This window comes from Lentibacillus sp. (genome assembly GCF_035301675.1).
In the GTDB taxonomy this organism is placed as follows: Bacteria; Bacillota; Bacilli; order Bacillales; family Amphibacillaceae; genus Lentibacillus.
The window spans coordinates 37,099-52,920 of record NZ_DATGTT010000048.1; the positions used below are offsets into that span (position 1 = coordinate 37,099).

Genomic DNA, 15,822 nt, shown 5'->3' on the forward strand with positions numbered 1-15,822 from the left:
GGCCAGTGGGGCAGATCGGCTAAAACCGCCGCGATGCGCGGCAATGCCTACCCACCTGCGACGCTGAGCACAGTCCGTACGTCGCTAAACGGGCGCCCCGAGCCTTTGTTCACTATTAAGAAGCGGTCTGCTGTTTATCCCTGTACCGGAACAAGCGGATAATCACCACATAAACAGCAGGAACACACGCAAGGAGAACGATTAGCCCCTTCCAGCCCCAATTGCTCCATAGCGGCCCGAGAACGGAGCTTCCAAGGGCAACCCCAATATAATAGGACACCAGATACAAACTGGAAGCACTTCCTTTATGATGGGTTACTTCCTCGGCAACGGATGAAGCCGTCAGTGAGTGCGCCGTAAAAAACCCCAGACACGCTACACAGAGCCCGACAATAATCATCCACAAAGCGGAACCGAGTGTGATCAAAAGACCCGACACCATGACGAAAACACCGATCAGCCGGATCGTTCTCAAACTGAAATGCCCCGCAACCCAGCCTGCAAGCGGTGAACCAATGACACCCAGCCCATAGGCAAAAAACATGTACGAAACAGCTTCAAGCGACAGCGAAAACGGCGGCGCTTCAAGATAAAACGGCAAATACGTCCAAATGCCGGTGAATGAAAACTGCAGCACAATACCGAGACCGAATATGAGCAGTAAGGCCGGATTTTTCAGATGATAGCTGAACCCTTTCAAATCACTGGAAAACGGAAGCTTGCTAGGCTCAAAAAAGCGTGATTTCGGAAGCATGAACATAACCGCCGCCAAGATGACCAATCCAATCATAGCAAGAACATAGAACGCAATCTCCCATGAAAAATGATCGGTAATATATCCGGTCATAACACGTCCGATCATGCCGCCAAGTGCATTACTTGAGATATAAAGCGCTGTTGCCACATGAACACTGCGTCTGTCGATTTCCTCACTCAAATAAGCCAGTGCAGCCGCCGGAAGACCAGCGAGAGCGAATCCCTGCACAAGCCGCAATATAAGCAGAAGCAGAAAGGAATCCGAAAGCGGTATAATCAAGAACGGAATCGAAGCACCGGCAAGTGACAGTTTAATAAATACAGTGCGTCCGCTCCGGTCTGACCAAAATCCAAGCACAATCAGCCCCGCAATCAGCCCGATAATTGTCACAGAAAGCGCCAGTCCTGAAGCCGATACCGCTATCCCGAATTCTTTTACAAAAACCGGAAAAAGCGGCTGAACGGCATACAACCCGGCAAATATAAAAAAGGATGCCAATGCCAGGCTGAGCGTGATTCGCCAAAAATATAAATCCCTAATTGTATAGGCTTGCTGTTGCATCTATGTCACATCCATTAGAGTAAATCTTAATCTGTTCAAGCCAGGTCGCCGCAATGAAGCATTATTGCCTGTTACATACCGAAAACAATCAGTTCAACACAAACCGGTCGCGCCCTGCCCCCATTCCAAAAATCATCACCAAAAAGGAAACGCCGATCAACGTTATCAATGGTATCGTCCATTCGTGTGTAACATCAAACAAGTACCCGATAAACATCGGTCCGGCTGCTGCCAGGGTATAGCCAAGCGATTGAGCCATTCCGGATAGTATCGCAGCATCACGGGCATTGCGTGCACGCATTCCCAAAAAAGCCAGAGCCAGCGCAAACGTCCCGCTCAATGTAAGGCCGATCATGATGGTACTGATCACCATCACCGTAAAGGAGTTGCCCAGCAGCAACCCGCAATAGCCACCGAACGCCAACAGAGCCATTACAAGTACAATGCTTCGCTGTGATTTCAGCCTGCCGGCAACAACCGGAACCATAAAACTGGCCGGCAGCCCGATAAATTGGGCAAACGACAGCATCCACCCCGAGGTTGCCATAGACAGTCCGTTACTATGCAAAATTTCCGGAAGCCATGAAATCGTCACGTAAAACAAAAATGACTGCAGTCCCATGAAACATGCCACCTGCCAGGCAAGCGGTGATTTCCACATTTGGTTACCACCCAATTTGACATATCTCATTTCTGCTGCATCAGGTGATTCTTCTTTCCGGGAGAGATAAATCCAAACGATAATCCCCAGTACTGCCGGCGTTGCCCAGATAAGCAATGCCAGCTGCCAGCCCATATTGAGCCCCTGTGCAAATGGAATGCTTAAGCCTGAAGCTGATGCAGCAAAAATTCCCATTGATGTTGAATAAACACTGGTCATCAGCCCCACTTTCTTTGGAAATTTTTCCTTAATAACACTCGGCAGCAACACATTGCAAATCGCAATTCCGAGTCCGACAAATAACGTTCCGATAAACAGCAGGACAAATACCGAAATCGAACGGACGGCAATACCGATAAAAAGCAAAATAAGGCCGAGTAATAATGTCCGTTCATTCGAATAGCGGTTCCCCAGTTTCGGAGCGGCAGGTGACATGATCGCAAAAGCAATCAGCGGCAAGCTTGTCAGAATGCCTGCACTCCAATTTGACAGCCCGATATCATCCCGGATAATACCGATCAGTGGTCCGACAGACGTGATCGCGGGGCGAAGGTTGAATGCTACGATAACAATTCCCGCAACAAGCAGGAATTGGTGCAACTTTTTCGAATTATCAGTAATCATCCTCGAATATCCCTTCTAAAACATTGCATTTCAGAGAACTTGGCTTATCACCGCATCTGATAGCAATAAGCCTTTGCTGCCCTCGGCACATTGAAAATATGACACTTTTCTGTTTATAAGGAACTGTAAAGCCTATAGTCTAATATAGCACATAGGGTCAATTGGAGAAAAAAGGATTTATTTTGTTTCATTCGATGGAACACATACAAAATACCTAATGAAAAGCTTCTAAAACAGCACGCAACCCCAGTGTGCAGTAAAGATCGGGTTACGTGCTGTTTTTATGAGGAAATATACAAAGTCATTTAGACAACCTGCTTATCGGCAATCCTTAAAAAACTGTAAAATCCCGTTCTTCAAACTATACGAAGAGTACTATAGAAGACGGTTCATTCCTTTCTGGTATTCCTTTTCCAGTTGTTGGATAATTTCTTTCACTGTTTGGCGCTGTTTTACAGCAGTCACCCCTTGACCAGCTGACCATATATCACGCCATGCCTTGACATCGGTTACATGAGACAGATCTATCTCTTCTTTTGGTTTGAGTGTTTTCGGATCAATGCCTTGTCTGTGTAGGCTGGGAATTAGATAGTTGGCATGGATTCCACTAAAGGAGTTTGTATAAATAATATCTTCTAATGCAGAATCAATGATCATTTGTTTATATTCCGCTTGAGCATTACTCTCTTCTGTCGCTATAAACCGGGTCCCCATATAGACATAATCAGCTCCCATAAGTTGAGCAGCCGCTACATCGCTTCCCGTTGAAATGCCGCCAGACAAAATAATTTTACCACTAAAAAACTCTTTGACTGTATGAATAAAAGCAAATGGGTTTATAGTCCCACCATGGCCTCCTGCTCCTGAGCAAACTAAGACAAGGCCGTCAACACCGCCTTGCGCAGCTTTTTTAGCATGTTTAACGGTTGCCACATCGGAATAAACCAATCCGCCATAACTATGAACAATATCAATCACTTCACTCGGGTTGCCGAGTGATGTAATAACGATGGGAGGTTCATATTCTTTAATCAAACCAACATCATCATCGTAACGTTTATTTGATTTTTTATGACTAATCAAATTAACCGCCCATGATGTATTCCCAACTGACGACTTAACCTCATGTAACCACTCAGCACATTTTGACACAGGACGTGCATTTAAAAGAGGGAACGAACCAATAACCCCAGCTTTTCCCGCCTCTATGACCATTTGGGGCGTTGAAACTAAAAACATTGGAGCCACAATAATCGGTAATTTAGACATTTTCAATCACCATCGCAATCCCTTGACCTCTACCAATACAAAGACTTACAACCACATATTTTTTATTGGACCGTCTCAATTCATAATATACATCACTCAATTTTGTTCCTCCCTTTTATTTCGAATATATTATGAAAAACTAGTGTCACCCTTTAAAAGTTGCTTTGCTATTGTTCGTTTTTGCATTTCTGTCGTACCATCTGGTATGCGCTGTTCTCTTGCCCATCTCCACACCTGTTCAAGCCCCAGCTCATTGGTTAATCCCATACCACCATGAATCTGCATGCATCTATCAAGAACTGATTGTGTCATTTCGGTTGCGTGGGCTTTAACCATTGAAAGTTCTTTTAAAGGTGATTTTTTTTCATTCTCTACTTTCCACGCACAGTGCAGTACCATATTCCTTGCAGCGTATATCTCAAGTGCACAATCAGCCAACATCATTTGTACGGCCTGATGATTACCTATGCTGACACCAAATGTTTTCCGCTCATTTGCGTAGTCAATTGTTTTATCCAATGCCCATTGAGCTGTACCGACACAGTTCGCTGCTACTGATAACCGTCCAAGATTTATTCCATCAAGTGCTGTTTTATAAGCTTGATGTAAATCACCAATAATATACTTCTCATGAACTCGAGCATTTTCGAGCGTGATTATTCCTACTTCCCCACCTAATTCACCTAATAGTGATACGGCGGAATCACACACGCATGTATCCTCATCAAATGGTACAAGAAAACACGTGATGCCGCCTTTTCTTTGCTGTGCCAACTCAGGATCTGTAATGGCAAAAATCATCGCGTAATGAGAATACGGTGCATATGAGATCCATTGTTTGGTTCCATTTAAAACCCAATGCTCACCATCTTTTACAGCTTTTGTTTTTAAATTCCATATATCGGAACCAGCATCAGGTTCGGATAATCCAAAACATAACCACGTTTCTCCGCTTTGTACCCCAGGTAATATTTCATCTTTCGCCTCAGGCTTCAACCCTTTCAAAACCGGTGAAAGACCATCAGTAAATAAACCAATTGGAAAAATGTGTTGTGCTAATAGATCCTGACCAAATTTTCTATATAACGCTTCGTGAATAAGAGCCATTTTTACCGGGCCAAATTCATCACCTGTTCCTCCCAATTCTGGATCAGCGAACATATTGAAAAAACCCGCTTCGGCAGATTTTAGCCTAACCTGTCGTATTGCATCCATCGTTTGTTTAGAGTATAATCCATTTTCATCATAAAAGTATCTTCCGTTGTTTAATTGTTTATGATATGTCTTTTTAAGCGGTTCAATTTCTCGTTCAAAAAATTTTTCAATCGAGGATACAACTTCTTTTACTTCTTCCGGAATCTTAAAATCCATTATTATCAGGCTCCTTTTATGTGATGTTCTATTAATTATCTCCGCCAGTTATTAATCTTTGAAATTTACTTTTTCATTTAATTTAAATAAGATTTTCTTTTCGTATACTGGAATCTATTGTTTTGACCGGATTAATAACTGTCCTTATAAAAGCATCAACGGCTACAGCACCTTGCCCTTCAGGGAATACTAAAAGCGGATTTATATCCATTTCAAAGATATTGTTTCGATTTGCTTCGGCATATTTTGCAACTGATTCAGCTGCCTTTACGACCGCCTCTATATCTCCTTTAGGACGTCCCCTGAATCCTTTTAATAATTTTATTCCTTTAAGGGAATACAACGCTTCCAAAATTTCTTCGCGACTTGCAGGCAATAGAATGGGTACACTGTCATTTACCAAGTTGACAAGTTCGCCCCCCATACTAATAACCAAAGCCAGCCCAAATTGATCATCTCGTTTTATTCCTAAATTTAACTCAGCCACAGCACCCGGCATCATTTCTTCTACTAAAAATTGCATACCTTCACCTATCTGACCTGCCAGATCCCTATGCATTTGCAGCAGCGCTAGTCTGACTTCCTCTTCAGTTTGCAAATTCAATTTGACTGCGCCAACATCGGTTTTATGGATAAGCTTGGTGCTTATTCCTTTAATGACAAATGGTCCATTCATGTCTTTGTTTATTAGATGATTATCTTTATAAGAGACAATCTTTCCAAAAGGTATCTTTAAACCAAACGAATGAAGTTCTTGTTTCCCCTGCCATTCATCTAATACAATGGACCTGTTCTTTTGAAGTTGATCTTTGGGCACTAACAAGTTTGTTGATATTGGGAAGTTTCTCTTCTTTCTTTCGTTATATTCTGTCACAGCGGTAATCGCAATAAATGCATCTGTCATTCCTTGAAGCGGTGTAATGCCATTAGAAATTAATTTTTTGCGAAATTGGGCGGGCAATCCTTCTGGCAACACCGATATAACAAGTGCCCTCATTTGATTTTGTTTGCAAGCGTGTATGAAAGAATTAATTGCTATCAACCAAGGTTGAATATCCTCCTTATCCATATCCAGAAAATCCAAAATTAGCAATGTAGTATGGAATTGTCCTCGCATAAAGGTTGTAAAACATTTAATTAATTTTTCTTCGTCCCCCCATATGGACATATTATAGTCAAGCGGGTTTGACACATGTTCAAACGTCGTCAACTGTGATTCTAGTTGCTCCCTCTGTTCAGCATTTAAACTCGGAAGAGAAAATTCGTTTTCAGCTGCTACATCAGCCGTAATTGCTGATTCGCCTCCCGAAACTGTCAGTACGCCTAACTTTCGCCCCTTTAATGAGCCTGCGACTGAAAACAATTTTAACGTTTCCAAAAATCCAGACAATGAATCAACCCGACAAATATTTAAGCGTTTAAACAGTGCTTTATAGAGGTCATCCGATCCTGCCAATGAACTTGTATGACTCATTGTTAATTGACTCCCGATTTCCGACACACCTGTTTTAAATGCTACAACAGGAACACCTCTTTCCAAAGCGGTTTTGGCTGCCAGAATAAATTTCTCCAAATCAGCCAAACCCTCAATGTGTAAACCAATGGCCGTAACTCTTGGGTCGTCACACATAACCATCATATAATCGGCGATATCAAGCACCGTTTGATTGCCAATACTCAAAGTGTATGCAAGCGGTAACGAACGATCATTCATTGTCATGTTAAAGCTTAGATTTCCACTCTGGCTTATAATTGCCACACCTTTATCCGTCGGTTGAGAGCCATAGCGATCCGGCCATAGGGGTACTTGATCCAGGAAATTTATGATTCCATAACAATTTGGGCCTACCAATGCCATATCACCAGAAGCTTCTATAAGATCCTTATGCAATTGGTTATTGCCGATTTCAGAAAACCCGGCAGCATAACACACACAACCAAAGACTCCCATTGTTCGCAATTCCCTTATGACGTCAATGGCTCTATCTCCACGAATGGCAATAAAAGCAGCATCAGGTACCAGGGGAAGTTCGTTTATACTTTTGTAGCAGCGAACACCTTCAATTTCCACCTCTGTTTTATTGACAGCATAAATCCGCCCTTGAAACCCCATTTTTTCACAATTTTGAACACCATACCGGACAATGTTTTTATTGCCAATAAAAACAATATGTCGCGGTTTAAGCATTCGTTTTAAATTTTCCAGTTTAACCTCCATTCGTTACCACCCCCAGCATAATTAATCAACAAAACCTCCAAAAAGGAATCATTCCAACTAATCTGTATGCACTATAATTAATGCAAAATTTATGCCAATGTTTAAAACCTTTGTTTTACACTTTTTTCGCCAGTTAAACTAATTAAAATTAGTTTTGTTAAACTCACTGAACCACTATTAACTCACTTGTTCATCAAGTGGCGACATTTAACTTAAAACATATGTCAAATTCTACGACAGCTCCGATAAATAAAAGTGATTTTGAAAATTAGAACATAAGGAAGGACATGCGGGAATGAAGTGCATTACTTGTTGATGCGGAAGAATTTTACTAATATCGTTTGGAATGGCGCAAAATGAAGTTAAAAATAAATGCTGCTTTCCCCCGGCACCCCTGGGTAAGCAGCATTTTTCACTTAAAAAATATCCAATCTAACCATCACCGTTTCGCCTCAATACGCTTCTGTGTCTGCCCCAACAAATAATCGACCAGGATAGCAAGTATCGCAGCGAAAATGGCACCTCCGAATATTTTTTCCGTATCCCGTACGTTGATTCCGGATAGAATTTCCCTTCCTAATCCATCACCGCCGATAAATGGTGCAAGGGTCGCTACTCCAATCCCGATGACTAATGCAATTCGCAGTCCAGCCAGTACAAAGGGAAGCGATAAAGGAAACTTCACCCTTAACAACAGCTGCAGGCGCGTCATTCCCATACCGGTTCCAGCCTCAATGGAATTTTTATCCACTTCCTTCAAGCCGACTGCTGTGTTCCGGATAATTGGCAGAAGCGAGTACAGGAAAAGACCGATCACAACCGTTTTAAACCCAAGTCCAAATATAAGCATCAATACCGCAAGCAGGGCAAGACTCGGGATAACCTGGATCATATTGGCAAGCGCCATGATAACCGCCTCGAATTTTTTATTTTTTGTACATAGAACACCAAGGGGGACGCCGACGATTAATGCAAACAAAATCCCAAGCAGAACCATTACAATATGTTCATAGGTCATTTCCAGCAGCGCCATCCAGTTTCCGGAAAAGTAATCAGAAAAACTTAGCAGTGCATCCATGATCTATCACCTACTCCAACAAGCCTTGTTGTTCCAGATATTTCTTGGCAACGTCTTCTATTTCTTCACCATCAAGATCAACTTTTCCATTCAGATTGCCAATCGTTTCCTCATCAAAGCTTCCGATTAACGGTTCGATGGCATCGGCAATTTCCGGATACTCATCTAATACTTCATTTCTTACGACTGGTGCTGCATTATATGGCGGAAAGAAACTTTTGTCATCCTTCAAAATTTTCAAATCGTATGCAACTATACGCGGGTCGGTGGAATAAGCAAGCACAATATCCACTTCCCCTTTTTTTACTGCATCGTAAACGAGGCCGATTTCCATTGGGTTTGTATCCCCAAATTCAAATCCATACGTATCTACGAAGGCAGTATAACCATCGTTTTCGCGTTCCAGCCACGCTGTATCGAATCCGGCACTAAAATCACTCGCAATACCTTGCAAGTCGGACACTTTTTCCAGCCCGTATTCTTCGGCAATATCCTCGCGTACTGTAAACGCGTATGTGTTTGCATACCCTAATCCATCAAAAAACTTAAAATTGAAATCATCGCCGCTAAAGAAGTCTTTCGCCTGCTGTAATGTAGCAGCTGAATCTTTTGGGTTCTCAATTTCAGTAAACGACGAAATCGCTGTTCCCGTAAACTGGGTCGACATATCGATGTCCCCGCTTTGCATTCCTTCAAGCACGATTGGACTTGTCGCCATGTCCGGGGTTATCTCGACGGAAAGATCCGTCTCCTGTTCGATCAGATCTTTATACATATGGGCAAGAATTTTCGTTTCTGTGTATGTCTGTGCTCCAATCGTTATCGTTCCGCTGCCTGAACAAGCTGCGAGCGGGGCGAACAATAACATGATTAGAACCGAAACAATTCCAAATTTCTTCATTGTTTACTCCTCCATTTGCATAATGTTTTGTTCTGAACTTTCCCGTTTCACAAAAATTTTTTCCAATCGCCCAAACAAGAAGTCAACGACAAGGGCCAATACCATGGCTAAAATAGCTGCTGCCAAAATAAGCGGTTTGTCATTGACACCCATTCCGCCAATAATCAACTGTCCCAACCCGCCGGCACCGATTAATGCGGCCAGTGTAGCCCAGTTGATAATATAAACCGATGTTAATCTGATTCCAGACATAATATACGGCATTGCCAGTGGTACCTCAATTTGGATCATCCGTTGCAGGGGGCTGTAGCCCATCCCCTTTGCAGATTCGATAATTCCAGGGTCAATGGATTCAAAGGCAGCGTATGTATTGCGTAGAATGGGCATTAATGAGTATAAAAACAGCGCGATGATAGCTGGTTTTAAACCGATGCCAATCAGGGGAATGAAAATGGCCAGCATCGCCAGACTCGGGATTGTCTGGAAAATATTAGTAATGGTGAATACGAGAGATTGGATCCATTGGTAGGAAGTTTTAGTGAGAAAAATACCCAATGGAATCGCCACAAGGCACCCAAGCAAAACAGCTGCGCCGGAAATCAGCGAGTGCATCAAAAGTGCATCGAAAATATCAGAAGCACGCTCGACAAATACATAGAAATAATCACTGAAACTATGCATTGTACGCCCACCTCTCCTGGGAGTATATCTCCCGCATATGGCCGACAATACTTCCTCGCGTCAAGAGACCAGCCAGTGTATTATCCGCACTGACAACCGGAATATAGGATAGCTTGGACTCATCCAGAATGTTTACAGCATCCGACAGCAATGAATCAGGTTCTGCTCTGTGCATAAACGGCTGGACAATATCCTTTACCTGCTTCGTTTCATTATCAAATTCCCTTGTTACATCATAAATCGAAACGTAACCTTCGATTCTATTATCATCATCCACAACAACGAGCGAATCAACTTGCTTCTTTTCCATCATGTTCATCGCAACGGCAAGACCCCGGTAAGGAAGAATAGTGGCGGGCTTTCGTACCATGACATCGGCAACGGCCGGCATATCCATCGCTTTTTTCAAGCGCTTTTCCCCGATAAAATTTTTCACAAAATCATTTGCCGGGCGCCGTAAAATTTCTTCCGGACTGCCATGCTGGATAATCTGGCCATCCCGCATCAACACGATTTTGTCCGCGATTTTTAACGCCTCATCCATATCATGCGTCACGAAAACAATCGACTTCTTGATCTCTTTCTGCAGACGGATCAGTTCTTCCTGAAGCTGCTCACGACTGATAGGGTCAAGCGCACTAAATGGCTCATCCATTAAAATGATCCCCGGTTCTACAGCAAGGGCCCTGATAACCCCGATGCGCTGTTGCTGTCCACCACTTAATTCAGAAGGATAGCGCTCTTTGTACACTTTCGGATCAAGTCCGACAAGCTCGAGCAATTCATCTATACGTTCATCGATTTGCACTTGATTCCATTTTAATAAATGTGGTACAACCCCGACGTTTCGCCCAATGGTCATATGAGGGAATAAGCCGATATGCTGAATCACATATCCGATTCCCCGCCGCAGTTCAACCGTATTGATTTGCGAAATATCTTTTCCATCGATGAAAATGCTTCCCTTCGTCGGGGTGATCAGACGGTTAATCAATTTCATCGTCGTCGTTTTCCCGCAGCCGCTTGGCCCGATTAATACTGTAATTTCCCCATCTTCGCACGTCAGATTAATATCTTTTAAAACATCATTCCCCCCTTCAAACTTCTTATAAATATTTTTGAACTCGATCACGTTGACTCACCACCCTAAAATATTAAGTGAAATTCAAGCTTGCGTGATAAATTTCGACCAAACATTTATGTACACTATTTACAATAAACCTTCCCCCCTTCCGGATTGAATCTTTGAAACTGCCATGACACTTTTGGGAGAACCTCCGCCCCACACCATTTCACAGATTCTTCCAAAAAAAATAATAAATTATTATTTTTGCAAATAGGTACACTAATATAGTAATAGTTTTCGACAAATTGTCAACTATCGATAGTGTGTGTTTTACATTTATATTACAGTAATTTTACGATATTACGCTCCCATACTTATTTAAATAGCGAGTTTCTTTGCTATACACTAGCTTCAAGACTATTAGCCATATCAGTCATCTATTTGGTACCGGCACACCATAGAAAGATTATCCGACGGAAGTGGTACCCGAAAAGCTGTCATTTCTTCTATCCGTTCCTACATCATCATCCTCCCCTTCAAATTTGTTCTGAAGCACCCAACAAATGCTCACCGCCGTCAACTTCCAGTGTCGTGCCGGTCATGTAACTGCCAGCTGGTGATAATAGATACGCTGCTGATGCGGCAACCTCATCCGCTGTCCCAAATCTTGCAATCGGGAGCCTTCCCACTGATTTTTGAATTTTGTTATTGTCATACTGATTCAAGCCGGCTGTGGCAATCGTTCCCGGTGCGATCGCATTTATCGTAATTCCATACTTTCCCCACTCGTAAGCGAGTGTCTTGGTCATATTCAAGACACCTGCTCGTGCAGCGCCTGCATGCACCATCCCGGGGATTCCCGACTTCAGGCATAATACAATGTTAACGATACGTCCTGGACTCCCATGTCCGATGACCATGTGAGCAAACGCGGTACTCATCTGCCATGTACCTTGTAAATTCAAATCGATTACCGACCGAAAGCCATTCGCGGAAATGTCCAATGCAGGCGCAGCGAATTGCCCCCCTGCATTGTTTACTAAAAAATCACAACCGCCCCATCGACCCGAAACCGCTTCAAACAATTCCGCGACCTCTTGTTCGGCGCGGATATTAGCCGGAATAAAATCTGCATGTATATTTTCCGCTTGCAAATCCGATACTGCTTGTTCTAATGTTTCCTTTGTTCGTCCAACCAACATCACATGTGCTCCCAAACTGCCAAGCAAACGAGCGATGGTCAAACCGATTCCCGTACCACCCCCGGTTATGAGCGCCGATTTTCCGGCAAATAGCTGCGGAGCAAAAATATTCTCATGTTCCATTTGTTCATACACCCTTCCCAATTGTTATAGCCCCTGTCAAACCGTTCACTTTCCTGTCCAGACAGGTTCGCGCTTTTCCACGAAAGCTTGTTGTCCTTCCAGCACATCATCCGATTGCAGCATTTTTTGATAGGCCGGAAGCTTTCCGCTACGCATGATTTGGTAGCCTGCTTCTACTGATTCCTGTTCGGTGTGGCGCAACATTTCCTTGGCAGCCGCAATGGCTAATGGTGCTGCTTTCACAATTTTATCGGCAATTTTTCGTGTTTCTTGCATTAGTTCGGAACCGCTTACTACACGGTTTATCAAGCCATAATGATACGCGCGTTCGGCGGTTAAGGGACTTCCCGTATAAATCATTTCCAACGCAATCGCCCGCGGAATCCTTTTCGGCAACCGCAATATGCCACCTGCATCCGGCATCATGCCGATTGTTACTTCCGGGAATAAAAATGCCGCATGGTCCGCTGCAATGACAAGATCACACGCGAGTGCCAGTTCCAATCCGCCGCCAACCGCCATTCCATTGACCGCCCCGATGACCGGTTTATTTAAATCAAATCGTTCGGTCAAACCGGCGAACCCCCCTGGGCCGTGATCCGCATTAACTGACTCCTCCGCCTTCAAATCCCAGCCGGCTGAAAAGAACCGGTCGCCCGCACCCGTTATAATCGCTACTCGTAAAGAAGGGTCATCACGAAACTGACAAAAAGCCTGATCCAATTCGCGACTGCATAAGGTATTAATCGCATTCACTTTCGGGTGGTTCAACGTCACTTCAAACACGGGACCATCCCGTGCGATATCGATGTATTTCATTGCCAATACGCCCTCCCCGCTCCTGCTAAACTATTACGATGCTTGCTAAAATACGTTGCAAAATCCATGCCAAAATTCAGACCCGCTAACACAACCTTCTGTATATTCAGAATCATCCGGATGAGTTTTTTTATACTCATGACACCCAATAATGACTCATAAACTGAAATAGACACTTTTTTAATGTATATGGTATAATTATATTTAAATAATTTAGACTTTTTTGCTATATCATCGTTGGCAACACTCCGACCCTTTACTGTCGGGGATATAGGCAGTACCTCTACGTGATCAGCAGGGATGAAGTGTTTTTACCCTTATTTTGAATAAGAGGAGCCAATAGCATGAATCAGACTGATAATGAAAACAAAATCGAAATTACACCGGTATTGTTAAAAGACCTGTTGGATTATTCTTCTGATGAAATTTTTATCTTTAACAACAAGCGGCAAATTATTTACGTCAATAGTATCTGTGAACGGAATTACGGGCTTAAAAAAGAAGATTTGCTTGGAAAAGAAAGCACGCATTTATTTGAAAAAGCATATTGGACCCCGTCGATTTATCCGGAAGTGTATAAGAAGAAAAAACCGATATCGATTATCCAGACAACCAATACAGGCGCTGAACTGTTTACATCAGCGATCCCCGTTTTAAATGACCGGAATGAGATCGAATTGGTCATCACAACAGCTAGAGCATTAGACAACTTCAAAACACATACATACAACGAACTTGTGAAAATCGAATCACAAGAAGCGCATGGCATGATTACCCATTCCGATAAAATCAAACACATCATAAAGTTCGCGGGAAAGGTCGGCAAAACGAATTCAACCATCTTGATTCAGGGTGAATCGGGAACCGGAAAAGGGATCCTTGCCCAGTATATCCATCAGGCAAGCAGTCGAAAAGATCAATCATTTTTAACAATCAATTGCGCGGCAATCCCCGAAGAGTTATTGGAATCCGAGCTATTCGGTTACACAAAGGGCGCCTTTACCGGGGCGAACCCGTCTGGAAAAAGCGGATTACTGGAAACAGCCGATAATGGCACCATCTTCCTCGATGAAATCGGCGATATATCGATGGTCCTTCAGGCAAAACTGCTGCAAGTTATCCAGGATAAAGAGTTTATTCCGGTTGGCGGACACAAAAAGAAAAAAGTAAACATCCGCTTCATTGCAGCTACCAATCGGGATTTGGCCCAACTTATCGAAGAAGAAAAATTCCGGGAAGATTTATACTACCGGTTGAACGTAATTGACCTCACATTGCCACCACTCCGGGAACGAAAAGAAGATATTATTCCACTTATCTATTATTTTTTAAATAAATTTAACCAGGAATATGAGACAAATAAAGTGATTTCTCAAAAATGCCTCGGTGTCCTTACCGAATATTCGTGGCCGGGCAATATACGTCAATTGGAAAACCTGATGGAGCGACTGGTGATTATCAGTGATAACGTTATTGAATATCACGATCTCCCCGAAACGTTTTTTCAAAAAAAGCAGCATGCCGACACCGATCCGGACACACCATTAACAATGGATGAGGCAGTGGAACAGGCAAAACAGTACATGATCAGAAAATCGTATCAACAACATAAAAGTTCACGAAAAGTCGCAGAAGATTTACAAGTCAGCCAAACGACCGCAACAAGACTTATCCGTAAGTATTGCAGCGATTTACAGAAAGATTTATAGTTCGCCGGTAAAATAGTAAGCGGTTTCATTAAGCAACAAACGTTACCTCCCTTCATGAAACCGGTATACAAATTATAAAAATTACAGCGACCTTTATTCAAAGAACAAAGGCTCGGGGCGCCCGTTTAGTGACGTACGGACTGCGCTCAGCGCTGCGGCAGGGTCGGTGTTGCCGCGCATCGCGGCGGTTTTAGCCGATCTGCCCCACTGGCCGCCGGAGATAAAGGAAACATGCCCCCCTCATAAGGGGGTATGCCGACGTTGGGCGCAAAGCCCGGGTTTAGTCGGCCTTCCTTGGACTTCTGGAATCGCTGTTGACTTATCGGACGGAGGTGAAGGAAGTCACGCTACAGCTTTGCTGGAGCCGGACGTGGCAATTTTTGATAAAGTTTTCCTAGAGCCAAAAATTTATGCTTTCTTGCTAATTAAAAAGAAAAATATTATGGTAACTTAAAAATGGCTTTTATGCTTATTCCCGAGTCTTTTCTCTTTTCATAACCACCATTTCTAGGTATAATGTAGGAAGAGATTTGCATATAGTAATAAGACCACAGCAGGTACTGTGGTCGATTAAGCTGTTCCTTCAGTGGTTCGGCTTTTCATGAATAGACCTCTCTCTTATTCCGCTGCAGGGTTTCGAGGGGGGTCTATTTTCTGTTAATCATTTCCACGATTAACGCCAGCAATCCAATCAACAAGGTACCGAAGCCAATCAGTACCATAAACACTTCAAACATACCCAAAAGCCTCACCCCCTTTGCCGGCAAAGACGTATCAGCCGT

15 protein-coding genes are annotated in these 15,822 nt (G+C 43.2%); 2 read left to right on the forward strand and 13 right to left on the reverse strand.

From position 1 onward, the window contains the following. Window positions 1–115: 115 nt before the first annotated feature. The 12 genes from VK097_RS08050 to VK097_RS08105 form a co-directional block, all read right to left on the reverse strand. Window positions 116–1,318, reverse strand: a complete 1,203-nt coding sequence (locus tag VK097_RS08050) for an MFS transporter (protein WP_324211297.1) — start codon at window positions 1,316–1,318, stop codon at window positions 116–118. Window positions 1,319–1,406: 88 nt separating this feature from the next. After that, entirely contained in the window at window positions 1,407–2,603 is a 1,197-nt protein-coding gene (locus tag VK097_RS08055; RefSeq protein WP_324211298.1) for a CynX/NimT family MFS transporter, read from the reverse strand. A 375-nt stretch (window positions 2,604–2,978) separates the two neighbouring features. Continuing rightward, window positions 2,979–3,872 (reverse strand): NAD(P)H-dependent flavin oxidoreductase, encoded by an 894-nt coding sequence (locus tag VK097_RS08060; protein ID WP_324211299.1) that lies wholly within the window; start codon window positions 3,870–3,872, stop codon window positions 2,979–2,981. Continuing rightward, a complete protein-coding gene (locus VK097_RS15425; RefSeq protein WP_414672168.1) occupies window positions 3,865–3,927 on the reverse strand; it encodes a hypothetical protein in 63 nt (20 codons plus the stop codon). Before VK097_RS15425 ends, VK097_RS08060 begins: the two co-directional genes overlap by 8 nt. A gap of 74 nt (window positions 3,928–4,001) precedes the next feature. Continuing rightward, window positions 4,002–5,243, reverse strand: a complete 1,242-nt coding sequence (locus tag VK097_RS08070) for an acyl-CoA dehydrogenase family protein (RefSeq protein ID WP_324211301.1) — start codon at window positions 5,241–5,243, stop codon at window positions 4,002–4,004. Window positions 5,244–5,325: 82 nt separating this feature from the next. Beyond that, the gene (locus VK097_RS08075) at window positions 5,326–7,461 is read right to left on the reverse strand and encodes an acetate--CoA ligase family protein (RefSeq protein ID WP_324211302.1); all 2,136 of its coding nucleotides are present in this window, start codon (window positions 7,459–7,461) and stop codon (window positions 5,326–5,328) included. A 439-nt stretch (window positions 7,462–7,900) separates the two neighbouring features. Beyond that, a complete protein-coding gene (locus tag VK097_RS08080) occupies window positions 7,901–8,539 on the reverse strand; it encodes an ABC transporter permease (RefSeq protein ID WP_324211303.1) in 639 nt (212 codons plus the stop codon). 10 nt (window positions 8,540–8,549) lie between these two features. Further along, complete coding sequence (locus VK097_RS08085; RefSeq protein ID WP_324211304.1) at window positions 8,550–9,440, reverse strand: glycine betaine ABC transporter substrate-binding protein; 891 nt, start codon at window positions 9,438–9,440, stop codon at window positions 8,550–8,552. A 3-nt stretch (window positions 9,441–9,443) separates the two neighbouring features. Beyond that, window positions 9,444–10,121, reverse strand: coding sequence for an ABC transporter permease (locus VK097_RS08090; protein ID WP_324211305.1), 678 nt, complete (start codon window positions 10,119–10,121; stop codon window positions 9,444–9,446). Continuing rightward, the gene (locus VK097_RS08095) at window positions 10,114–11,253 is read right to left on the reverse strand and encodes an ABC transporter ATP-binding protein (RefSeq protein ID WP_324211306.1); all 1,140 of its coding nucleotides are present in this window, start codon (window positions 11,251–11,253) and stop codon (window positions 10,114–10,116) included. The genes VK097_RS08090 and VK097_RS08095 overlap by 8 nt, the downstream gene beginning before the upstream one ends. A gap of 470 nt (window positions 11,254–11,723) precedes the next feature. After that, window positions 11,724–12,512, reverse strand: a complete 789-nt coding sequence (locus VK097_RS08100) for an SDR family oxidoreductase (RefSeq protein WP_324211307.1) — start codon at window positions 12,510–12,512, stop codon at window positions 11,724–11,726. A gap of 45 nt (window positions 12,513–12,557) precedes the next feature. After that, a complete protein-coding gene (locus tag VK097_RS08105; RefSeq protein WP_324211308.1) occupies window positions 12,558–13,331 on the reverse strand; it encodes an enoyl-CoA hydratase-related protein in 774 nt (257 codons plus the stop codon). Window positions 13,332–13,675: 344 nt separating this feature from the next. Here VK097_RS08105 and VK097_RS08110 point away from each other — a divergent pair, with 344 nt between their 5' ends. Beyond that, window positions 13,676–15,040: a sigma-54 interaction domain-containing protein gene (locus VK097_RS08110; protein WP_324211309.1), complete on the forward strand. Its 1,365-nt coding sequence runs from the start codon at window positions 13,676–13,678 to the stop codon at window positions 15,038–15,040. 169 nt (window positions 15,041–15,209) lie between these two features. Beyond that, entirely contained in the window at window positions 15,210–15,494 is a 285-nt protein-coding gene (locus VK097_RS08115; RefSeq protein ID WP_324211310.1) for a hypothetical protein, read from the forward strand. Window positions 15,495–15,687: 193 nt separating this feature from the next. Here the strand turns inward: VK097_RS08115 and VK097_RS15430 are convergent, their stop codons facing one another. Next, window positions 15,688–15,777, reverse strand: a complete 90-nt coding sequence (locus VK097_RS15430; RefSeq protein WP_324210329.1) for a putative holin-like toxin — start codon at window positions 15,775–15,777, stop codon at window positions 15,688–15,690. Window positions 15,778–15,822: the final 45 nt, after the last annotated feature.